Origin of the sequence: Lonepinella sp. MS14434 (genome assembly GCF_042468235.1) — a bacterium.
In the GTDB taxonomy this organism is placed as follows: Bacteria; Pseudomonadota; Gammaproteobacteria; order Enterobacterales; family Pasteurellaceae; genus Lonepinella.
The window spans coordinates 1,054,165-1,077,605 of record NZ_CP170386.1 but is presented as its reverse complement, the minus strand read 5'-3'; the positions used below and the strand labels follow the sequence as shown (position 1 = coordinate 1,077,605).

The 23,441-nt window shown below is 38.2% G+C and carries 13 protein-coding genes; 7 read left to right on the top strand and 6 right to left on the bottom strand.

Annotation, left to right across the window (positions count from 1 at the left end; translation table 11 throughout):
• Positions 1-3 precede the first annotated feature (3 nt).
• Complete coding sequence (locus tag O1Q79_RS05160; protein WP_386693309.1) at positions 4-1,239, bottom strand: DUF2254 domain-containing protein; 1,236 nt, start codon at positions 1,237-1,239, stop codon at positions 4-6.
• 289 nt (positions 1,240-1,528) lie between these two features.
• Between O1Q79_RS05160 and O1Q79_RS05155 the strand changes: the two genes are divergently transcribed.
• Positions 1,529-6,577: an exo-alpha-sialidase gene (locus O1Q79_RS05155; RefSeq protein WP_386693308.1), complete on the top strand. Its 5,049-nt coding sequence runs from the start codon at positions 1,529-1,531 to the stop codon at positions 6,575-6,577.
• A 66-nt stretch (positions 6,578-6,643) separates the two neighbouring features.
• Here the strand turns inward: O1Q79_RS05155 and O1Q79_RS05150 are convergent, their stop codons facing one another.
• The gene (locus O1Q79_RS05150) at positions 6,644-8,662 is read right to left on the bottom strand and encodes a BCCT family transporter (RefSeq protein WP_386693307.1); all 2,019 of its coding nucleotides are present in this window, start codon (positions 8,660-8,662) and stop codon (positions 6,644-6,646) included.
• Between the two features lie 330 nt (positions 8,663-8,992).
• On the opposite strand from O1Q79_RS05150, the gene O1Q79_RS05145 reads away from it, so the two are divergent.
• From O1Q79_RS05145 to O1Q79_RS05120, 6 genes are all read left to right on the top strand, one after another.
• Positions 8,993-9,151, top strand: a complete 159-nt coding sequence (locus tag O1Q79_RS05145) for a DUF1328 domain-containing protein (protein ID WP_386693306.1) — start codon at positions 8,993-8,995, stop codon at positions 9,149-9,151.
• Positions 9,152-9,387: 236 nt separating this feature from the next.
• Complete coding sequence (gene typA / locus O1Q79_RS05140) at positions 9,388-11,238, top strand: translational GTPase TypA (protein ID WP_386693305.1); 1,851 nt, start codon at positions 9,388-9,390, stop codon at positions 11,236-11,238.
• Between the two features lie 171 nt (positions 11,239-11,409).
• A complete protein-coding gene (locus tag O1Q79_RS05135; protein ID WP_386693304.1) occupies positions 11,410-12,438 on the top strand; it encodes an amino acid ABC transporter substrate-binding protein in 1,029 nt (342 codons plus the stop codon).
• A gap of 79 nt (positions 12,439-12,517) precedes the next feature.
• A complete protein-coding gene (locus tag O1Q79_RS05130) occupies positions 12,518-13,675 on the top strand; it encodes an amino acid ABC transporter permease (RefSeq protein ID WP_386693302.1) in 1,158 nt (385 codons plus the stop codon).
• A gap of 12 nt (positions 13,676-13,687) precedes the next feature.
• On the top strand, positions 13,688-14,755 hold the full coding sequence (locus O1Q79_RS05125) for an amino acid ABC transporter permease (protein ID WP_386693301.1): 1,068 nt from the start codon (positions 13,688-13,690) through the stop codon (positions 14,753-14,755).
• 23 nt (positions 14,756-14,778) lie between these two features.
• Complete coding sequence (locus O1Q79_RS05120; RefSeq protein WP_386693351.1) at positions 14,779-15,504, top strand: amino acid ABC transporter ATP-binding protein; 726 nt, start codon at positions 14,779-14,781, stop codon at positions 15,502-15,504.
• Between the two features lie 148 nt (positions 15,505-15,652).
• On the opposite strand, the gene O1Q79_RS05115 is transcribed toward O1Q79_RS05120, so the two are convergent.
• The 4 genes from O1Q79_RS05115 to O1Q79_RS05100 all read right to left on the bottom strand — a co-directional run bounded on the left by O1Q79_RS05115 (position 15,653) and on the right by O1Q79_RS05100 (position 23,155).
• Positions 15,653-17,992 carry a TonB-dependent hemoglobin/transferrin/lactoferrin family receptor gene (locus tag O1Q79_RS05115; protein ID WP_386693300.1) on the bottom strand — a complete coding sequence of 780 codons (2,340 nt, stop codon included), beginning with the start codon at positions 17,990-17,992 and terminating at the stop codon, positions 15,653-15,655.
• Positions 17,993-18,248: 256 nt separating this feature from the next.
• Entirely contained in the window at positions 18,249-19,907 is a 1,659-nt protein-coding gene (cydC, locus tag O1Q79_RS05110; protein WP_386693299.1) for a thiol reductant ABC exporter subunit CydC, read from the bottom strand.
• Entirely contained in the window at positions 19,900-21,654 is a 1,755-nt protein-coding gene (locus O1Q79_RS05105) for an ABC transporter ATP-binding protein/permease (protein WP_386693297.1), read from the bottom strand. Before O1Q79_RS05105 ends, cydC begins: the two co-directional genes overlap by 8 nt.
• Before the next feature lie 217 nt (positions 21,655-21,871).
• Positions 21,872-23,155 (bottom strand): citrate synthase, encoded by a 1,284-nt coding sequence (locus tag O1Q79_RS05100; RefSeq protein WP_386693296.1) that lies wholly within the window; start codon positions 23,153-23,155, stop codon positions 21,872-21,874.
• Between the last annotated feature and the right edge of the window lie 286 nt (positions 23,156-23,441).

Genomic DNA, 23,441 nt, shown 5'->3' with positions numbered 1-23,441 from the left:
ATTTTATTGTGTGAATAGGGAGTCATGTTTTTGTTTTAATTGGCGAAAATCTTGCTCAAAGGGCAAGGTGGTTTTGGCACGTTGTAAATAGTCTTTTGCCGTGATTTGAGCACATTCTCGCAGTTCTGGCTCTGGGGCATTTTGCCAAATGCCAGCTAAGACTTTTTGCATATTGAGATGGACTTCCAGTATTGCTCCTCCATCTCGGATAATCGGTGCAAAACAATCGGAAATGAATTCCTGACAGTTTAACGTATTGATAGATAAACGATTAAACTCGGGTTCTGGCTTTTCTTCGGGCGACTGAATGAGTAATTTCATCACTTTTGTCATGACAATAATCGCTGTACCCGGATCATTGACGGCTGGCGACAAGGCACGCTGTGCCACTTCACTAAACACAATCAGTCCCCAACGAGGATCCTGTTGAAAAGTTCGTTGTTTATCCAGCACAAAGGCTTGGCGAAAGTCATTTTCATTATCCGCGATATTATCGATTTCTGCCAATACGGTATTTGGCATAATCAATTCACCCGTCCGTACGTTAATGTGTAAATAGGTATTTGATTTTTCAGCTAAAGATTGCAATTTGTTCATATCAATATGAATTAAATAACCTGTGTCATTGGCAAGTAATTGACTCGCCTGTAAACCAACCTTACCTTGCCATGAAGCACCCAGTTGCGGTGATTGGCGATAATTCAGCAGGCTTTGTTCAGCACTTTGGTAGATTTTATCAAGGGTATTGCCCATACGACCGAGTTGAGAAAGAGTATAGACCCACGCAATTAACCGCATAATAACGTAAAGTAATATGGCAATGGTGCTAATAAAAATAATAAAGCGACCGTTTAAGGCGTAGAGTTCCAGCCCCAAGGCGGTTTTGGCAATAATGGCATAAATTAACGCAGAAATAAAACTCGCAATGGTACGCCGACTGGCTCCGTCATTGACCACTAAATCCGTTGCTCTGGGTGTTGCTCCACTGGAGGCAGAGGCGACCGCAGAAACAATAATCGACAGCGAAAATGTACTGACCGCCAACATAGACGTACTGATGATATTTAATAGATTTTCGACAACTTCAAGATGAATTTCTGGCAAAATATGGGGTGGCAAGAAGGTATCCGCCAGATGGGCAGCAAAAGCGAATAAGATAGCAAAAATAGCGGAATAAGCAGGTGCCAACCAAAGACGATTACTTGGTTTGCGTAGAATCAGTAACCAACGAAAAAACATAATGAGATCCTAAAAATACATGGTAAAACAGCGTCTATCTTAAGGGAAAAAAGGGAGATTTCGCAATGACTTTATGTGATGAAGGGGAAGTTTTAAGCGTATTTAAAACTTTTTCTTTCCTAATTTTCTCAAATAACAATATTTTTCTAAAAATTTTGTGATCATCCTCTCAATTCTGATATTTCCCACTTTACTGGAGTGTTTTTTTTTTTGTATGATTCATTTTGAAGAAATAATTCAAAGCGCGCACTATCTTATCATTTCATTTATACCTTGTAAGGGGACAATTATGAAGAAGTTACTTAAAAAAACAGCTCTATCTTTGTTAATTTCAGCGGCGATTAGTTCGTCTGTGGTTGCAGCGGATGTGGATTCTATTTTTACTTATACAGGTTACACACCTTATACTTCTGCAATTAATGTAACAGATGTATTCACTGCACAAGATGAGAATGGGAACAATGCTTTTAGCAAGAATAGTGGTTCTTTGACTTTCCGTGTAGCAAATACAGGGGGGGACGGTGTTTATAGTTTATTGGGATTGTCTGACCCAACTAAAGACAATACTTATATTAGTTTTTATCTTTCTCGTAAAAATGGTAAGGATATTTATGGTATTGAAATTAGGGATGAGAATAATGGTGGTTTTTTAATTAAGAACGATCAAATACGTACAGATCCACTTGATAAATCAACGGATTATAGTACTGTTACCTATGTTTTTGATGCAGAAAATAAGAAGATTTCTATTTATGTCAATGGTGAAGAAAAGAAAGTATATAGTGGAGATGTGAAATTTTTAAGTTCCATTCCGAGCTTATCAACGGCTTATGTAGGTAAAACAGATCGAGCAACTGGTAATGAATATAGTTTTGTCGGAAGTGTGGATTATGCAGGTGCAACCTCACAAGTATTGACACCTGAGCAAGTGAAAAAAGCCTATGAAAGTTCACTTTCTGTTGCGGATCAAATTTCCATTGAACGAGGCTACCAAGCTCAGAAACGTGAGGGATTGGGGGCGTATAAAACCGAGAAAAATGCGATTTATGCAGGTACTAGAACAGTACAACAGGATGATTCAAATGATGCTTATGGTTATCGTATTCCAGCCTTATTAACCACAAAAAATGGCGTAGTCATTGCAGCAGCAGATAAACGTTACAAACACTGGAGTGACTGGGGTAATATCGATACCGTTATTCGTCGTAGCTTTGATGGCGGTACGACTTGGGAAGACACCAAAACTGTCATTAATTTAGCGAGCCAATCTTCTTATGGTGATTATCAATCGGCTTTCTTAATTGACCCGTTGTTGGTGCAAGATAAAAACACTGGGCGAGTGTTTATGTTGGTAGATATGTTCCCTGAATCTGGCGGTTATAATTCCGTAAATAAACAATCAGGAGAGGGTAGTGGCTATGTTAAGATTGGTGATGCGTATTATCAAGAATTAACTGATACTGACGGTCAACGCTATACTATTCGTGAAGGTGGCGTGGTTTATAATGCCAATAATCAGCCGACGGATTATAAAGTTGTGGTAGAGGGTGACCCTAGTAGTTCTTTTAAAAATTTGGGGGATATTTATCAAGGGGACACACGCTTAGGAAATGTGTATTTAGACGCAAGTAGTACAAATACTTCCCCTTTACGTATCAAAACCCATTCACATCTATGGTTGACTTATAGTGATAATGATGGGGAAACTTGGTCTAGTCCGACTGATGTCACTCATCAAGTGAAAAAAGATTGGATGCGTTTTCTGGGTACTGGCCCGGGAACGGGTATCCAATTACAAGATGGCAGTTTAGTCATGCCAGTTTATTATACCAATGGTAATGGCAAACAATCCGCTGCTTTGATTATTAGTAAAGATGGTGGTAAAACTTGGACAATGGGCGAATCGCCAAATGATAGTATTTATTATTCTTCTGGTGGATCTCAACATATTAGCGATAGTTCTCAAGAATTAACAGAATCACAGGTTATCCAATTAAATAATGGTGATCTCAAAATGTTCTCTCGTAGTTACAATAAGTATGTGACAATTTCAACTAGCCATGATGGTGGTTATACTTGGGAGAATTCGGCTGTAATAGATGATGTATTGCTCGATCCATATTCTCAAATGTCGGTAATTAAATATTCCAAATTGATTGACGGTAAAGAATATGTGGTATTTGCCAATCCACATGCTTCAACTCGTACTAATGGTATGGCATGGTTGGGTGAAGTGCAAGAAAATGGTTCAATTAAATGGAAATATAATACCAGTTTTGAGCCAGCGGATGATGCTAACGGGCAGTATGCTTATAACAGCTTAACCGAATTGTCTGATGGTTCAGTGGGTATCTTATATGAAAGTAAATCAGGTTGGGATATCCAATATGTGCGGTTTAATTTAGAAGAGTTATTTTGGCAAGGCAACTTTATCTATCGTGATGTCAGAGATGATACACATAAAGATGTGACCCTAAACAGTCCTCGTGAAGAAACCTTCTACAAAATCGGCGACGGTGAAATGATTAAAATGGGCAAAGGTAAAAACCTTGCTAACCTAGAAGTGCGAGAGGGCATTGCCACGTTAAATCAAGAAGCGGATGATACAGGGGCAAAACAAGCCTATGCTCAAGTCTCGGTTAAAGCCAATGGTACTGTTCGCTTGGCGGATTCTGACCAATTAAATTTAAGTCATCTATTGTTAGAAAAAGATGCCATTCTTGATTTAAATGGCACGGATATCACAGTTAATAATGGTACAGATGACACAGCGACAGGCTTGCGTGATGCCAATATTGTCGGCAATATTCTTAACAAAAATGTAGATAAAGAAGCTACTTTCACGTATGCCGTCAACGGCAAACATACGTTTAGTGGTTTAGTAGGTGATGGTGAAAATGGCAAAGTAAATCTTGTTTATTCACCTGAAGAAAACGATGCTCAATTAACCTTAGCTGGTAGCTCTTTCGTGAATTTGCTTGATGTGAAAAATGGCACTGTGACTTATGCCGCAGAGACCACGCATGTTGCAGAAAAAGCCAATGTACATTCTAATGCAAATTTAGTATTGAAAGATGATGCCAATGTGAATATTGGTTCAGTCGTGTTAGAGGATGCTGCTAATTTAATTGCCGAAGTGAATAAGAAAGACGGTGAAACCCAATTATTCACTAAAGAAGTGAGTGGTGCAGGTAACCTTATTAAGAAAGGGGCTGGCACCTTGTTATTGAGCGGTAATATTCAGCATACAGGTAATACCGATCTTCAAGAGGGTGCCATTGAATTAATTGATAATGCACAATTAAATAGCACATTAACCTTAGCGAAAGGCACTACCCTTGGTGGTCAGGGTAGCATTAATTCTGATAGTAATTGGGTCGAAGACAGTGTGATTTATCCAAACTTCAATTCAGCTGCGGTAACAGTGTTTAATCGTTCCGCTGATGATGGCGAATTTGTGGGTAAAACTCTTAACTTTGGTAATGTTGATAATCAAGGTGCAACCGTGAGTTTGGCGGTGGAAAATAAAGGCACGGACATGAGCCAATGGAAACATGACAGCGTGAATATTTTAGGTCGTTTCACAACCTCTGATCCAACCACGGTGAACTTGTATATGTTAGGCTCAGATGGTGCTACAACCGAGGTGGCTTCAGATAAAAATGGCAATGGTCAATATGATGCTGATGAGGGCTTATCCTTAATTAAAGTCTATGGTGATGTCAGTCGCATTGATTCCTTTGCTTTAGGTACCGTTACCGATCAATTGAAATCTGCTTATCAATTTGAATTGGTGAGTTTCGAAAAAGGTCGGGCTGGCAATTACTATGACTATCAATTACATCGTAAATTGATTACAAAAAGTGGCAAAGCGATTCATAACGTGGTATATGCCCCATTGCCTGATGCACCAACACTTGAACAAGAGGAGTTAGTATTAACAGCAGTACCGGATAATGCGCCAACACTTGAACTAGAAGAGTTAGTGTTAACAGCAGTGCCGGATAATGCACCAACACTTGAACAAGAAGAGTTAGTGTTGACAGCAGTACCGGATAATGCACCAACACTTGAACAAGAAGAGTTAGTGTTGACTGCAGTGCCGGATAATGCGCCAACACTTGAACAAGAAGAGTTAGTGTTAACAGCCGTACCGGATAATGCACCAACACTTGAACAAGAAGAGTTAGTGTTAACAGCAGTGCCGGATAATGCACCAACACTTGAACAAGATGAATTGGTCTTGACAGCGGTGCCTGAAACTGCTCCAACCTTAGACTTGGATAAAGAATTACCAGAATTAATCGTTTGGAAAGTGCTTGCTGAAGGGCTTGAATTACCAGATGGTACCGTGACTGATGGATTGAGTGGTAATGAAACTTCATTGCCTGAAGCACCGGCTAGCGTACTTGCCGCTGCCGCTCAAGATGCTGAAACTCGTTATCAAGTGGTTTCTCAAGTGCCATCTTACTTAGTGGCAAATTCTGCGGCCATGTATCAAGGTACAACCGTACGAGATATGTTTACCGATAATCTTTGGGCAAAACAGAAAAAAGGGTTTTATGTTGAACAACGTCATACTCGTTCAGACTATAAAACCGATTTAGGTTTCGCGGATTATGGTTATAACTATGAGTCCATTCAAAATACCACTTTGTTTGGTAGCTATATGCCAGTATCGGCTAGCACAGAATTGCATGCTGGTGTGGCCTTTAGTAATCAAAAAGTGACACCAAAAGCGGTGGATGGTTACAGTTCAACCAAATATAAAACAACCTCTTTGATGCTCGCTATGCACAATGAATGGAATAATGTGTTATTAAACACTCACCTTGGTATTCACTGGCATGATGGTAAAGTTTCCGCCACAGAACGTAATATTGCCACCATTAAAGGCGAGCAATATCAAATTGGGGCAGAATTGGGCTATAAATTTAAATTAGGTCAATTCTCTATCACCCCGGTGGCAGGCTTAAGCTATCAACATTTTGATATGAGCATTAATGATAAATCTTCTGCACAGCTCAAAGTGAACGCAGAACCGTTTAAAGTATTTAGTCAACATGTGGGTTCTTACTTCGGTTGGGAAAATGACCACATTGATTTAAACATTGGGGCATTGTATGAACACCATAACGACAACAACAAACAAGTGGTGGTGAATGGCGACCGTTTCAATACGGGTAGCCTTGATAATGCTGTGGTCGTGAAAGCGAATGCCGATTTCAAATTAACCCCACAATTTAGACTTGGTCTTCAAGTGAATCACCGCCATTCTGTTTCACAATCTAAAGTGAAACAAACCAATATTGGTGCTAAATTAGAATATCAATTCTAATAATATAACAACAAAAGGGACGGATAAAATCTTATCCGTCCCTTCTTACATTAATATAACTTACGCTTACTCCGCCATATTCTCCACATTTGCCGTCATTAAATCGTGGGTGTTATCCATTGCTAAATTCATAAAGCGTTCATATTGTTTTAATACGTCAGCGATCAGCTCTTCTTTTGTCATATATTGTACATCATAACCTTGACGACCATCTATGAAGTAAGTAATCGGTTCATAGATTTTGCTTTCATCAATATTTGGCACATTGTTATCATCTACCACTAAGTCCGATAATTCACGGGATTGGCATTCAATGCCATATAAGAAATTACGCAGATTTTCTTTAATCACTTCAAATTCAATCTTTGGATTTTTACCGTCAATAAAATTCATTTGAGCAGTTAAACCGTGGCTCTCAAATTCAGTCACCAATTCACTAAAGGCTGGTCGAGCGACTTTGTTTAAGAAACGTCGAATGTCTTTTCGGTCAGTCGGGTTGACGATTTTTTCTAAACGCTCTTTCCAGTTTTTGCCTGTCCAGTTTGCACTGCCTTGGCTAAATTCTTTGTTGAAATATTGTGCATCAATCATTAAACCTTGCCAAAGCCCGACACATAATATCAACATGATCAACATAAAGGGTAAAGCGATAATTAATGTCATGGTTTGTAATGAAGCTAATCCACCGGAATACAACAAGGATAACCCCAGTACGGCTAATAAAATACCCCAGTAAACACTTTGCCATTTTGGTGCTTTTTGTTCCCCTTGTGACGCAATGTTATTGAGTACTAAAATCCCTGAGTCTGCGGATGTAATAAAGAAAATAGAGATAATAATCAATGCAATTGCTGACGAAAAGGTGGTAAAGGGTAAATGTTCAAAGAAACCAAATAACAGTTGTTCAGTATTGCCACTGATAGCGGCTAATTCACCACCAGTTTGTTGATCAATCCAAATAGCTGAACCGCCAAAAGTGGTCATCCATAAAATATTGAATAAGGATGGTACAAACAACACACCAAGAATAAATTCACGAATGGTACGACCTTTCGAAATTCTGGCAATAAATAATCCCACAAACGGTGCCCAAGATGCCCACCATGCCCAGTAAAGCACGGTCCAACCACTTAACCAACCTTGTTGTTCAGGTTCGTAAGCAAAAGTGCGAAAACTAATTTCTAATAATGAACTGAAATAATAACCAAGATTTTCAGTTAAACCTGAAAATAATTGTAAAGTAGGTCCCGCAATAATTACAAAGACCAACAAGATACCGGCTAACACAAGATTTGTTTCGCTGAGCATTTTTACGCCTTTACCCACACCAGATACAGCAGAAATAACGGCTAATGTCATGGCAATAATGACTAATATTGCCAATGTGCCAAAGCTATTACTATCAAATATGCCAAGAGCGTTAAAGCCAGCGTTGACTTGTAAGGCACCATAGCCTAAGGTAGTAATTAAGCCAAAAATGGTACTACATAAAGCAATAGTATCTATCAGATGACCCCAGAAGCCAGAGATACGGTTTTTTAATAAAGGATAAAATCCAGAGCGTATAGTTAATGGTAATTTATATCGAAAGCCAAAGTAGGCAAGAGCTAATGCGATTACTGCATAAATAGCCCACGCATGAATTCCCCAATGATAGAACGTGGTCATCATGGCTTCTTTGATCAAGCCGGATTGATCTAAATCTTGATGTATTGGATTGAGATAATGCAAGATAGGTTCAGCTACTCCGAAGTACATCAATCCGATCCCCATTCCTGCCGCAAATAGCATAGCAATCCACGATACAAAAGGATATTCAGGTTCATCACTGTCTGCTCCCAAGCGGATATCACCTAATCGGCTGACGCATAAAAAGATTAAGAACAGAAAGAAAATTGAGCCAGCTAAAATATAAAACCAACTAAAGTTGTTAAAAACGACTTGTTTAATGGTATTTAGTCCTAAACTTGCCTGTTCAGGGAAAAAGGCACAGAATACTACCATTGTCACAACTAATAGGGTGGTTGGGATAAAAATAGGTCCCTTTAATGTACTATCAGCATGCATTCGTTGTAAAACGTTCAAATAAATTCTCCTAAAAATTTAACGAAAAACACCGCACCTTTTGGCATTTATACAAAAAGAAGGGTGATAAATGAAATAAAAATTAAGTTACGATACCCTACAAGACAGGGGATTTGGATATTTAAATGGGCGAGAAATCTTGCCAAAGATGGGCGTAGATACCCTAAAACAGGGTTATTATAATAAAATATTTCTAAAAACTCAAGTTTAATTATTTTTAGCTATAAATATTTTTATTTATGTTATATTTATGTTAAGGTATAGATACTTTCATTTAGAAAGTGTTTATATAGGTAGCATTTAACCAACACATAATTAAGGAGAATATTTATGTTACATTATTCAATTGTCTTTTTTGTGATTGCAATTATTGCGGGTGTATTAGGTTTTGGTGGCATTGCTGGAAGTGCGGTAGGAATTGCTAAAATTTTATTTGGCATATTTATTATTTTATCCATTATTTCTTTTATTTTCGGGCGTAAACGTTAACCATCAAATAGAGATGACACAACAAGGTGCGTGATTAACGCACCCTGTCATCGATATTCAAATTTTCTACTTCTTTATATTTCATCTCAACAAAGATTTTCACTAAATCAGGCTACTCATTAATTATTTAATAGCTCATTACCCAAAAAGGTTGTATAATTTGCGACCTTTTACCGTGTTATACAAAAAAGTGCGGTACATTTTTTTAGATTTTTTAAACAACAGAAGATAACTCAATGGCAGATTTAGATATTAATAAATTGCGTAACATCGCAATTATTGCACACGTTGACCATGGTAAAACCACCTTAGTTGACAAACTTTTACAACAATCAGGCACCTTAGAAAGTTCTCGTAGCGGTGATAGCGATGAACGTGTAATGGATAGCAACGATCTGGAAAAAGAACGTGGCATTACCATTTTAGCCAAAAATACCGCAATTAACTGGAATGATTATCGCATTAACATCGTAGATACCCCAGGACACGCCGACTTCGGAGGCGAAGTGGAACGAGTGCTTTCTATGGTGGACTCTGTATTATTAGTGGTGGACGCTTTTGATGGTCCGATGCCACAAACCCGTTTCGTGACACAAAAAGCCTTTGCTCACGGGTTAAAACCGATTGTGGTGATTAATAAAGTTGATCGTCCAGGGGCTAGACCTGACTGGGTGGTGGATCAAGTATTTGATTTATTTGTGAACCTAGGGGCAACGGACGAACAATTAGATTTTCCAATTATTTACGCATCGGCATTAATGGGTGTAGCAGGCTTAGAACACGAAGAGTTGGCTCCTGATATGACCCCATTATTTGAAGCTATCGTAGAACACGTAGCTCCGCCATCTGTACATCTTGATGCACCGTTCCAAATGCAAATTTCCCAATTAGACTACAACAGCTATGTAGGGGTTATCGGTATAGGTCGTATTAAACGTGGTTCGGTGAAACCAAACCAAGCGGTGACTGTGATTAATAGCGAAGGTCGTACTCGCCAAGGGCGTGTGGGTCAGGTATTAGGGCATTTAGGCTTACAACGTTATGAAGAAGATCAAGCCTTTGCTGGCGACATCGTGGCAATTACAGGCTTAGGTGAACTCAATATTTCTGACACTATTTGCGACATTAATGCGGTAGAAGCCTTGCCAGCTCTAAGCGTAGATGAACCGACCGTCACTATGTTCTTCTGTGTAAACACTTCTCCATTCTGTGGTAAAGAGGGCAAATATGTAACTTCTCGCCAAATTTTGGAACGCTTAAATAAAGAGTTGGTGCATAACGTGGCATTGCGTGTGGAAGAAACCCCTAACCCAGATGAATTCCGTGTTTCTGGGCGTGGCGAATTGCATTTGTCGGTGTTAATCGAAAATATGCGTCGTGAGGGCTATGAATTAGCTGTTTCTCGTCCGAAAGTTATTTATCGTACCATTGACGGTAGAAAACAAGAGCCGTTTGAGCAAGTGACCATTGATATTGAAGAACAACATCAAGGTTCTGTGATGGAAGCCTTGGGTATTCGCAAAGGCGAAGTAAAAGATATGCAACCAGACGGTAAAGGACGCACTCGTTTAGAATATGTGATCCCAAGCCGTGGTTTAATCGGTTTCCGTAACGAATTTATGACCATGACATCAGGTACAGGCTTGCTTTATTCGACATTTAGCCATTATGACGATATTAAACCAGGTGAAATCGGTCAACGTAAAAACGGCGTATTGATTTCTAACGCTACAGGTAAAGCCTTGGGTTATGCCTTATTCGGCTTGCAAGAGCGTGGTAAATTAATGATCGATCATGGTGTGGAAGTGTATGAGGGGCAAATTATTGGTATTCACAGCCGTTCAAATGATTTAACCGTAAACTGTTTGCAAGGTAAAAAATTGACTAATATGCGTGCATCAGGTAAAGACGATGCTATCGTATTAACTACGCCAGTGAAATTTACACTTGAACAGGCCATTGAATTTATTGATGATGATGAATTAGTGGAAGTTACGCCGGTATCTATTCGTGTGCGTAAAAAATTACTCACTGAAAATGATCGTAAGCGCGCGAATCGTACTACGGTAAGTACAAGTATTCATTAATAAACATTAAGCTAAATAGACCGCACTTTTGTTATATTATGGGAAGTGCGGTTTTTTTATGCCCTTATAACCAAATCTTATGTGATATAAGTTAATTTTATTTGCTTATATAATTATTTTTTATTAAAGTTGAGACTATTGATTTTAAACTATCCCTTTTTGGAGAATCGAATGAAAAAATTAAATGTATTAACCACAGCAGTTGTTGCTACCTTAGGTTTCACAGCTTTGAATGCCAATGCACAAACTTCCACCCTTGATACGGTAAAAGCTCGTGGTCATGTGATTTGTGGTACTACAACAGGCTTTGCTGGCTTTTCTGCGCCCGATGATAAAGGCGAATGGAAAGGGTTAGATGTTGATTTATGTAAATCTGTGGCAGCGGCAGTATTTGGCGATGCGACCAAATTTAAAACCGTGCCATTAAATTCTCAACAACGTTTCACTGCACTTCAATCCGGTGAAATTGATGTGTTAACGCGTAATACCACTGTGACCCAACAACGTGATACTGCTTTAGGCTTACAATCTCCAGGTGTGAACTTCTACGATGGTCAAGGCTTCTTAGTTAAGAAAGAACTTGGCGTGAAAAGTGCTAAAGAATTAGATGGTGCAACTATTTGTTTACAAACTGGTACATCAAATGAAAATACCTTAGCGGACTGGGCAAGAGCCAATAAAATTAAATATACACCAGTGGTATTCGATCAATTTAATGAAGTAGTGAATGCTTTTGCATCAGGTCGTTGTGATGTGTATTCTACCGATGCGTCGGGTTTAGCGTCAATTCGTATCTCACGTTTATCTAACCCAGATGACTATGTGGTATTACCCGATTTAATTTCTAAAGAACCGTTAGCGCCGTTTGTACGTCAAGGGGATGCACAATGGTTTAATATTGTGAAATGGACATTACAAGCCCAGTTTAATGCGGAAGAATTGGGCGTAACTAGCAAAAATGTGGATGAACAATTAAAAAGCGAAAATCCAAATATTCAACGTTTGTTAGGTACTGTAGAAGGTACAGGTAAAAACCTTGGTCTAGACGACAAATGGGCGTATAACATTGTTAAACAAGTGGGCAACTATGGTGAAAGTTTTGACCGTAATGTGGGTAAAGATAGCCCATTGCAAATTCCACGTGGTTTAAATAATTTATGGACTCATGGTGGTTTACATTACGGTTTACCTGTACGTTAATCATGGATAATCCTGTCTAAAAACAACACTTAAAATTAAAAATAGGGGCATAGGTGATATGCCCCAATTAGTATAAATAATGAAAAAAATCAATTTTTCTTTAAATGACGCAAACACAAGGGCTTGGTTATATCAAGTCATTATCTTATCTGTGATCGTGTATGTGGTTTGGTATTTAGTCGATAATACCTTACATAATTTAGCAACTCGAAATATTCAAACAGGCTTTGCTTTTTTAACTAAAGAAGCGGGTTTTGCCATTGGTGAATCCTTAATTGAATATAATCTGACCGATACTTACTGGCATGCTATCAAAGTAGGGATTTTTAATACCTTATTGGTGTCTTTTGTCGGGATTATATTAGCCACGCTTCTTGGTACGATCATCGGCATCGCTCGACTTTCTGCTAACTGGTTAGTGAATAAATTGGCGGCGATTTATGTGGAAGTGATGCGTAATATTCCTTTACTGATTCATTTATTCTTTTGGTATTCCTTGCTCACAGAAAATTTACCCGGTCCTCGTCAAGCTTTAAACCCGATAGATGGGGTGTTTTTATCAAACCGCGGTGTAAAAATTCCTGCTTTAAGCGGAGATTCGGTTTCTTGGATGCTTGTCGGCTTATTATTCGCTGTTATTGCCACGATTATTTTATCCTTTTGGGCGAAATATAAACAAAATAAAACAGGAAAAACTACCGCAGTTTTTTCTGTTAGCCTAGCTTTTTTTGTGATATTCCCTGTATTAGCAGCATTATTATCAGGTTGGCAACTGGACGTAGTAAAACCTGAACTTAAAGGATTTAATTTTGTTAATGGATGGCATTTTAGTCCGGAACTAGCCGCTTTATTATTAGGATTAGTGTTATATACTGCCGCCTTTATTGCTGAAATTGTGCGTTCGGGTATTCAAAGTGTCAATAAAGGTCAATGGGAAGCTGGCGAATCCTTAGGATTATCTCGGCTTAAAACCTTGCGTTTAATTATTATGCCGCAAGCGGTTCGGGTGATGATTCCTGCCATGAGCAATACCTTTATGAATTTCACTAAAAACAGCTCATTGGCCGTGGCTATTGGTTATCCCGATATTGTTTCTATAGTCAACACCATGTTAACCCAAACAGGGCAAGCCATTGAAGCGGTGATGATTATTATGTTAGCGTATTTTACTATTAGTATCAGCATTGCGGTATTTATGGCATGGTATAACAAACGTATGGCGTTGGTGGAGAGATAAATGGAAAATATTATGCAAAAACCACCAAAACAAACCGGCGTATGGTTGTGGTTAAAAGATAATTTATTTGCTACACCGGCTCATAGTTTCGCCACTATTTTAGTATTATGGTTTTTACTGTTCTCTATTCCTGCAGTGGTAGAATGGGGGCTATTACAAGCGAATTTCACCGCCACTAGCGGTCAAGAATGTCATGCATCTGCTGGTGCATGTTGGTCGTTTGTACAACATAAATACCGTATGATTTTGTTTGGTATTTATCCTTTTGATGAACAATGGCGGCCATTTTTAGTTTGCATTTTGCTAATAGCCTTAATTATTTTTAGTGCTATCCCTCGTTTTTGGCAAAAATATTTAGTCTTGATTTGGATAGCAATATTAAGCCTTTGTGGTGTTTTAATGCATGGTGGCGTATTTGGCTTGAGCGAAATTGAAACTGCTCGTTGGGGTGGTTTGCCGATTACCTTAATTCTCGCCATTTTCGGGATTTTAATCGCCACGCCATTAGGCATTTTGCTGGCTTTAGGTCGTCGCTCAGACATGCCAATTATCCGCTCGCTATCCATTATGTATATTGAAATTGTGCGAGGCGTGCCGTTTGTTAGCTTGTTATTTATGGCCTCGGTAATGGTACCGTTGTTTTTTGCAGAGGGTTTTTCGCTAGATAAATTATTGCGAGCGCAAATCGCAGTGATTGTGTATGTGTCGGCTTATATTGCTGAAGTGGTACGGGGTGGTTTGCAGTCGATCCCAAAAGGACAATTTGAAGGAGCGGACTCTTTAGGGTTAACTTACTGGCAAAGCATGCGCTTAGTCATTTTGCCACAAGCCTTAAAAGTGGTGATTCCACCGTTGGTGAGTATTTTTATTTCCATTTTTAAAGATACTTCTTTAGTGGTGATTATTGGGATTTATGACTTAACCCTATCTGCTAAAGTGGCACTTGCCGACCCGTTATGGCAAGGGTTTAGCGTAGAAGCCTATGTTTTTCTTGCGTTTATTTATTTTATTTTTTGTTATGCGATGTCTCGTTACTCACGTTATATTGAGCAACGTTTAGACTTGGCAAGACAGCGTTAGGGAGTGTATTTGTGTCAAAAGTAATGGTACAATTAAAAGATGTAAATAAGTGGTATGGTGATTTTCATGTACTCAAAAATGTGAATTTAACCGTCACTGAAGGGGAAAAAATTGTGATTGCAGGTCCCTCAGGATCGGGTAAATCAACTTTAATTCGTTGTATTAATGGGTTAGAACATCATCAAAGTGGTGAGTTAATCGTCAATGGCGTGTTGTTAAATAATAATCTGAAACACCTAGAAGAAATTCGCCGCAATGTCGGCATGGTATTCCAACATTTTAATTTATTCCCCCATTTAACGGTGTTAGAAAATTTGACGCTCGGGCAAATTTGGGTATTAAAAAAGAGCAAGCAAGAAGCCATTGATGTTGCCTTAAAATATTTAGAACGGGTAAAAATTGCTGATCAGGCTTATAAATATCCAGGGCAATTATCTGGCGGACAGCAACAACGTGTGGCGATTGCCAGATCCCTTTGTATGTCACCCAAAGTTATGTTATTTGATGAACCCACTTCCGCACTCGATCCTGAAATGGTGAAAGAAGTGTTAGATGTCATGGTAGAACTCGCCGAGCAAGAACGTATCACGATGTTATGTGTGACTCATGAAATGGGCTTTGCTCAACGGGTTGCCGATTCCGTGGTATTTATGGATCAAGGCATGATTATTGAGCAGACTACCCCAGATGAATTTTTTCGCCAGCCAAAAACGGAAAGAGGGCAGCAGTTCTTGGCACAGATTTTGTAGTTTTTTTGGGAAAGTGCGGTGAAAATATTTTAACCCTGCACTTGCGTACAGGGCTAGATTAGTAACGATGCTCCGCATCTTGAAACAAGTCAGCCACATGGTGGCGTAACTATGCTTAACCCCGTATGCAAGTACGCGGGGTTAATGGCTAAAACCGAATTTCCACCGATGCACTGTAATTACGACCTGGAGCGTAGAAGCGTTCAAGACCTAATCCATCTCTATCCACACTATTGGTTGTGCTATGGGCATTGATACCACGTAAAGCGTCCCAAGTGTGATATTTTCGGTTAAATAGATTATATACGCCAGCTCGTAATGTAATATCATTCATGATTTTGTAATATCCATATAAATCAAAGATATAGGCTGATTTGTTACGGTATTTATAGGTTTCAACGGATTGATATAATTCTTCTTTTGTACAGATATCTTGATCATACCAAGCATCATATTCCCATAGCACGCATCTTGATTTATTCTCAAAGGTTTTTGCATCTTTGGCTTTTTTAGCACCTAAATAAGTTAAACGGCTGAAGATACCCCATTTCCCTGCTGGATCTTCATAATCTAAGCCAATAACTGCTTTGATAGGCTGAATAGAGAGTAGGCTTGCTTCATTCGATAATTTACCTTTGCTATAGCCTAAGGCACCATAAAATTTAAAGCCTTCAGGTAATGGCGTAACTTTATCTAAATTGAGCTGACCTTTGACTTCAACACCATTAATTTTCGCACGATCAATATTGACCATTTGTTGCACTTGCGTTTGATAGGTGCGACCGTATTGTGTTTGTTCGATAATACTTTCTTGTTCAAATAAGAAATTGCGGTATCGAGTTTGATATACACTCAAATCAAATGTGCCAATATCATTTTGAGCCTGAGTGAATAAAGTATGGCTTACACTACGTTCAGATTTTAATCCAGGATTGGATTTCCAAGTCCCATAAGGGTTTTCAAAGCTGAAATATAATTCTGTGGCAGTTGGAATACGATATCCTGTACTTAATTGATAACCGACTTTCCAAGTATCATTCACTTGAGCATTTAATCCTAGGAAACCGTTCCAATTCGCAAAGCTACTTTGGCTTGGTTCACCCTCGGCTAAACAGGCTTTACTACATTGAGCGTTAAGAGATTTTGGCGTTAAACGTGCATAATCATAGCTTGCACCAATATTCACGGAGAAAATCGGTCGCCAAGTTTTAAAATCAGGTCGCCAAACGATATCATCTTTTAGGGCAATACTATATTGTTTCGTTTTCACAGGACGTTGAATGGTATACCATTCATCTAACCCATAAATATTGGTATCATGGTTAATATTTTTAAACTCACGTTCGCTGATATAAGTATTTAACGCTAACGTATGTTCACCAAAACCAGATGAAAGTGGTAAACTTTCCAATCTAATATTAGCCCGTTTAAAATCAGTTTTCATTCTACGGTCAAAGGTTTCGCTTATTTTTTTCGCATTGGTTAAATAATCTCGATTGCCTTTATAATTTAAGGCAGATAAGTCAGTTTTTTGATAGTCTAAATCTAATTTTGCATAGGCTAAATAATTTGATGCAGGCGTATAAACATATTGAGCATTAATATTGATACGTTTATTTTCATCATTTGCTTCACGCCATTGGCTGCCATATAAAGTATAGCTACGTTCATCAGTATAGCGATCACCTTGTTGACCATTGACAGAAAGCCCAAGACGGTGATGATCGTTGATTTGATACCCTAATTTTGCTAGATAACTATGAAAACGATGGGTTGACGGATCTGGGTGCTGACTACTTGAATAATTCGTTTCAGGACCATCGCCATTACTTTTCATTTCGTGACCTGTGCGTTGGGAATAAAGTAACATGGCATCTAATTTTTCGCCGACATAACCCACACCCAAGGTTCTCACCCATTCACGATTTTTACTGGCATAACCTGTACGTAATAACGCACCAAAATGCTGATCGGGTTTAACAATATCTAATGCTTCTAGGGTATGATAATTAACTGAACCACCTAAAGCACCACTGCCTGAATTAAAGGAATCAGATCCCCGCACAATATCAATATCTTTTACTAATTCAGAATCAATACTTAAACGAGATGGATTGAAATTACCATAACGAGCATATAAACTATTTTCTTCGCTATCAGGTAAATTTACACCATCAATGCTAATTCCTACACGATTACCTTCCACGCCACGAATGGCAAAGCCTTTTAAATGACGACCATTATCAGCCACCCCCACATCCGTAGTATAACGCACTAAATCACGCGTATCTCTGATTAATTCTCGCTGAATAGTTTGGTGTGTTTTCTTGATGACAGCAGGTTTTTGATCTTGTTCACCTTCTGTTGTTACAGAAATTTTATCTAACGTTTCCGTTTGACTAGATTCTTCACTAAAGCTAGGTTGGCTATAGCCTAACACGGCTAAAGTAATTAATGAGAATGAAAAAACAGGATTTTTCCTAAACATAGCGTATCTCCCTACATGATCCAAAGATTATTTTTAGTTAAAAGAAGAAAATTTCCAATGTGGATAATTATAATGAAAAGGTATTTCATAAGCAAATGAGAATTATTGTTATTTGTTGTAAATTTTACGTGGTTTATACTTTACTTTTAAGTGCGGTATTTTTCCTAGAATCTTATTGCAAGTGTTGAGTCAATGGAGTGAATAGAAAACCAACAAAATGCGGTGAATATTACACAATATTCACCGCATTATATATTTACGACACTCGCCCATTCTCAATATGAATCACCTGATCGCAAATTTGCATAGTTGAGATTCGGTGGCTGACTAAGACTATTAATTTTTCTTGTTTTACTTTAAGTAATGCTTGTAAAACCATAGCTTCATTTAAGCTATCTAAGTTACTTGTGGGTTCATCAAGTAAAATAATCGGGGCATTATGTAAGAACGCTCGGGCAATGCCAATGCGTTGTTTTTCGCCGTCTGATAGGCTGTTACCCAATTCGGTGATTTTCGTTTCATAGCCTTCAGGTAAGCTCATAATAAAGTCATGAATAGATGCTTTTTTAGCCGCTTCAATAACCTGTTGTTGGCTGGCATGGCGTTTTGCTATGATAATATTTTCATAAATACTTTCATTGAAAATATAGGTTTGTTGCGTAATGTATGCCATATTTTCACGTAAACTTTGAGTGTTGATTTGGGTTAAATCTATGCCATTGATTTGAATATGACCAGATTGTGGATCGTAAAAACGCATTAGCAGTTTCAACAAAGTGCTTTTACCACTGCCACTACGTCCGTGAATACCTAAAATTTGCCCTTTGTTTAAGCTGAGATTGATGTTAGACAGAATCTGTTCATCAGCATAAGCAAAATTAAGACCTGTAACGTTGATTTGTTCAATTTCTGCTAAATTTACACCGCACTTTACATCGTCTAGTACAGGTTTTTCATGCAGTAAACCTAGTACTCGTTCACCGCTGGCAAGGGTTTGTAATAAATTATTGGAAAGATTACTTAATGCAATCACAGGACCATAGCTTGACATCAGTAGAATAACGGCAATCAATAAGCCACTGAAATCAATTTGTTGATAATAGAATAAAATTAATCCGGTCGCTAAGATCAACATATTAAACAATGAAACTGCTATTTCTGTATAGGCACGCACTTTAGATTCTTGTGCTTTTATGCGGAAAAAGGCTTGATCGATGGCTTGGCTACGTTGATTAATTTGCGCTAACCGCTGGTCTTCATAACCAAATAATTGGATTTCTTTCATGCCACGAATGCTGTCAAGAAAATAATCATTCATTTCACCGACTAATTCACGGTATTTTCTACCTTCATCACGAGCCATGGCAGTGGTAATTGTGGGTAGAATAAAGCCAATGGTGAGATAGGCAAGCAAAGCGATTAAGACAAACCAAACAGAAATAGCCCCAAATACCATGAGTAAAATCGCCGATGTTAAAATAGCAATAGCAATAGGTGCTATGGTGTGAGCGTAAAATACTTCAAGTAATTCAATATCATTGGTGACTAATGATAATAATTGCCCTGATTGTTTTTGTTGTAATTTATCAAAAGCCAATCGGCGTAGGGCGGTGAAGACTTTATCTCGCAATAGTGCTAATAATTTAAAGGCAATGTAATGCCCTGACATTTGTTCTAAATAACGTAGGATACCACGAGCGATAGCCAGTACAATCAGTGCGGTAAGAATTTGGCTAAAAGTAAAGTGAGTGGCAAAACCTGCTAGATTCACTAATCCGATTGCTCCCAACACAATAATAAAAATCGCCGCAAGGAAGCCAAGCGTTCCCATAATAATGGTGAAACTCATAATATGAGCTAATGGTGTGACTAATTTGAGCAAATGCCACATGATGATAAATCCATTTTTACGCATAATTTGCTCCTGTTCTGATATTTTCTAAGGCTTTTTGTTGGTTAAACATTTCTGTATAAAGCCCTTGTTTTTCCATGAGTTGCGAATGTGTTCCTTGTTCGACTAATTGCCCGTTATCTAACACATAAATTTTATCCGCTTGTACCGCATTGGCTAAACGATGTGAAATCATGACAATGGTTTTTTCAGCTTTAAGTTGATGAATAAACTGCAAGATAATTTCTTCACTTTCTACATCAATATTGCTGGTGGCTTCATCAAAAATATAGCAACTGGCATCGTGTAATAAGGCTCGAGCTAGGGCTAAACGTTGAATTTGTCCGCCTGATAAATTATTACCACGACTTAATAATGGCATATCTAAACCACCATTTTCTCGCACAAAATCTGCCAAATTAACTTGGCTTAACGCTTGATAAATTTGTTCATCGCTAGCGTTTATTTGTGCCATCAGCATATTTTCTCGTAATGATCCTTTGAAAATATAACTGCTATGGCTGACTAAACAAATTTGTTGATAGAATGAAGTGCGGTGCAAATCAGAGCTGTTTTTGCCATTAAACAGAATTTGTCCTTGTTGTGCGTGGTTAAAGCCCATTAACAGGGAAACTAAGGTTGATTTTCCACAGCCACTTTTCCCCACGAAAACAGTTAATTGATGGGGTTGAATGGTTAAGTTTAAGCCATTGATGGCATTCTTTTCAGCTGAATAGGCAAAATGTAAATTTTGTAATGTAATTTGAATGTTATTTTTTTCATCAAAATTCACCGCACTTTCAGCTTGGGTTTGTGTTATTGGTGTGTCTAATAAGGTGAAAATTTTATCTGAAGCCGCTTTACCATTCATGGCAACGTGGAAAAATGAACCAAGTAAACGTAAAGGAATGAAAAATTCAGAGGAAAGTAGAATAAATAGAATGACCGCAAAGACGGTTAAATGTCCTGCTTGGAATTGCAATAATGCGGTTAAAATCCCAATCGCCGCGCCACCATAAGCCAATAAATCCATCAGCGAAACAGAGTTTAGCTGCATGGTTAGCACTTTCATAGTGATTTTACGAAAATGTTCCGCTTCAATATCCATTTGTTTCGCTTTATATTCATCATCTTGGTAAATTTTGAGGGTGACTAGCCCTTGTAGGTTATCTAAAAAACTACTGCCTAATCCCACATAAATCGCCCAATATTTGGCTAATAGCCGTTTAGCAATTTTATTGACTGCAATAATTGACATCGGAATTAAGGGGACACAAACCAATAAAACCAGAGCGGTCGGTGCATTAAAAAAGACTAAAAAAAGAAATAACGTCAGCGGAGCAAGTAAACTATAAAATAATTGTGGCAAATAACGTCCGAAATAGATCTCAATTTGTTCTACCCCCTCTGAAGCAATTTGTACTAACGAAGAAGTGGATTGTTGATTAACCTGATTTAACGGCATAGAGGCTAATTTCTGATAAATTAAGGTTCTCAATTTATGTTTAACATTGGTGCTAGCATAGTAAGATGCTTTGCCTGCCATTTTCCCTGCAAAGACACGCAAGCTCAATGCAGCAACTAAAACAATAAAAAAAATCACCGCACTTGTCAGGCTTAGGGGGTGCTCAAAAGCCTGATGCAGACACCAAGCAAATGTGACCGCAGTGATAATGCTGCCAACCAACGCAAGCCAATTCCACAACACAGTCGCAGCAATCCATTTTTTGCTGTCTTCCACTGTGTTAATCAGACGTTTATCTATCATCATGATGTTAAGTTTCCTAAAATTTATGTTTATTCAGAATAAATTTGAATCGTCAAATATAAGGTGTTTAAAATTTGTTAATGGGTACTAAAGATTTATACACTTTATACAAAGTGATGGAACTATGGGCGTTTAATTATAGTGATAAGGGAGAGACTAATCAAATGATAATGAAATAGGGGGAATTATATCCCCCCTAATGTATTGATGATAAAATATTTTATTCAGCTAATTTATTAAATTCTCGTTGTGTATGACCAGTATAAACTTGGCGTGGACGAACGATTTTTAAGGTGCCGAAATCATACATTTCTTTCCAGTGTGCGATCCAGCCAACGGTACGTGCTAAAGCAAAAATAACCGTAAACATAGAAATAGGAATACCAATCGCTTTTAAGATAATACCGGAATAAAAATCAACATTCGGATAGAGATTACGCTCAATAAAATATTCATCGGTTAAGGCAATACGTTCCAATTCCATTGCGACTTCTAATAATGGAGTTTTAATCCCTAATTCTTGTAATACTTCGTGACAAGTTTCACGCATCACTTTGGCACGTGGATCGTAATTTTTATACACACGGTGACCGAATCCCATTAAACGGAATGGATCATTTTTATCTTTGGCTTTTGCAATAAATTCAGGAATACGATCGATAGAACCGATTTCTTCTAACATCCTAATACAGGCCTCATTGGCACCACCATGAGCGGGTCCCCAAAGTGAAGCAATACCGGCTGCAATGCAAGCAAATGGATTGGCACCAGAAGAAGCAGCCGTACGCACGGTCGAGGTGGAGGCGTTTTGTTCGTGGTCAGCGTGGAGAATAAAGATACGATTCATCGCTTTTTCTAGCACGGGATTGACTTGATAAGGTTCGCAAGGGGTAGCAAACATCATATACAGGAAATTACCGGCATAAGAAAGGTGATTTTGTGGGAACATAAATGGATGTCCGATCGAATATTTATAACACATTGCCGCTAGGGTTGGCATTTTGGCTAATAAGCGAAGTGCGGTTAAATTACGGTGTTCTTCATCACTCACATCCAGTACATTGTGATAGAATGCGGCTAATGCACCACTGACACCACACATCACTGCCATTGGGTGAGAATCTCGTCGGAAACCATGGAAGAAACGAGAAAGTTGTTCGTGGACTAAGGTGTGCTGACGAACAACTTGAGTAAATTCTTTATAATCTTTTGGATCTGGACGTTCACCATAAAGTAAGAGGTAGGCGACTTCTAAATAGTCTGCATTCATAGCAAGGTCATGAATGGGGTAACCACGGTGTAACAAAATCCCTTTATCGCCATCAATATAGGTAATTTCAGATTTACACATGGCGGTGGACATTAAGCCGGGGTCAAAAGTGAATAAATGATTTTTACTCAGCACCTGCACATCAACGGCATCATAGCCTAAAGAGCCTTGATGTACCGGCAGATCGAATTCTCTACCATCGCTTAAAGTTAGTTTTGCTGTTAAATTAGACATAGGTCACTCCTTTTTTGCCTTTGTTATTTGTTGTGTTTATGTTATTTTTTTGTGAACTCCATGAACTCCCCAGATTACAGGCTACGGAGTTACAAATTGTGAAATTATTAATGTAATCTAAATATAACTCCATTTTGTACGATTTGTCTTCAAAAATTTCTGTAAATTTTTTGTTAAATTTCAAAAGTGTGATGTAGATCATATTTTTCTTTTTAAGAATAGGGTAAAGTTACATTAATTTAGATAATGTTTATAAAATCTAAATTTTATGTATGATGGATGTTAA

Coding starts and splice junctions, on each gene's coding strand:
- O1Q79_RS05160 (WP_386693309.1), bottom strand. CDS start 1,239: ATGTTTTTTCGTTGGTTACTGATTCTACGCAAACCAAGTAATCGTCTT.
- O1Q79_RS05155 (WP_386693308.1), top strand. CDS start 1,529: ATGAAGAAGTTACTTAAAAAAACAGCTCTATCTTTGTTAATTTCAGCG.
- O1Q79_RS05145 (WP_386693306.1), top strand. CDS start 8,993: ATGTTACATTATTCAATTGTCTTTTTTGTGATTGCAATTATTGCGGGT.
- typA (WP_386693305.1), top strand. CDS start 9,388: ATGGCAGATTTAGATATTAATAAATTGCGTAACATCGCAATTATTGCA.
- O1Q79_RS05135 (WP_386693304.1), top strand. CDS start 11,410: ATGAAAAAATTAAATGTATTAACCACAGCAGTTGTTGCTACCTTAGGT.
- O1Q79_RS05130 (WP_386693302.1), top strand. CDS start 12,518: ATGAAAAAAATCAATTTTTCTTTAAATGACGCAAACACAAGGGCTTGG.
- O1Q79_RS05125 (WP_386693301.1), top strand. CDS start 13,688: ATGCAAAAACCACCAAAACAAACCGGCGTATGGTTGTGGTTAAAAGAT.
- O1Q79_RS05120 (WP_386693351.1), top strand. CDS start 14,779: ATGGTACAATTAAAAGATGTAAATAAGTGGTATGGTGATTTTCATGTA.
- O1Q79_RS05115 (WP_386693300.1), bottom strand. CDS start 17,992: ATGTTTAGGAAAAATCCTGTTTTTTCATTCTCATTAATTACTTTAGCC.
- cydC (WP_386693299.1), bottom strand. CDS start 19,907: ATGCGTAAAAATGGATTTATCATCATGTGGCATTTGCTCAAATTAGTC.
- O1Q79_RS05105 (WP_386693297.1), bottom strand. CDS start 21,654: ATGATGATAGATAAACGTCTGATTAACACAGTGGAAGACAGCAAAAAA.
- O1Q79_RS05100 (WP_386693296.1), bottom strand. CDS start 23,155: ATGTCTAATTTAACAGCAAAACTAACTTTAAGCGATGGTAGAGAATTC.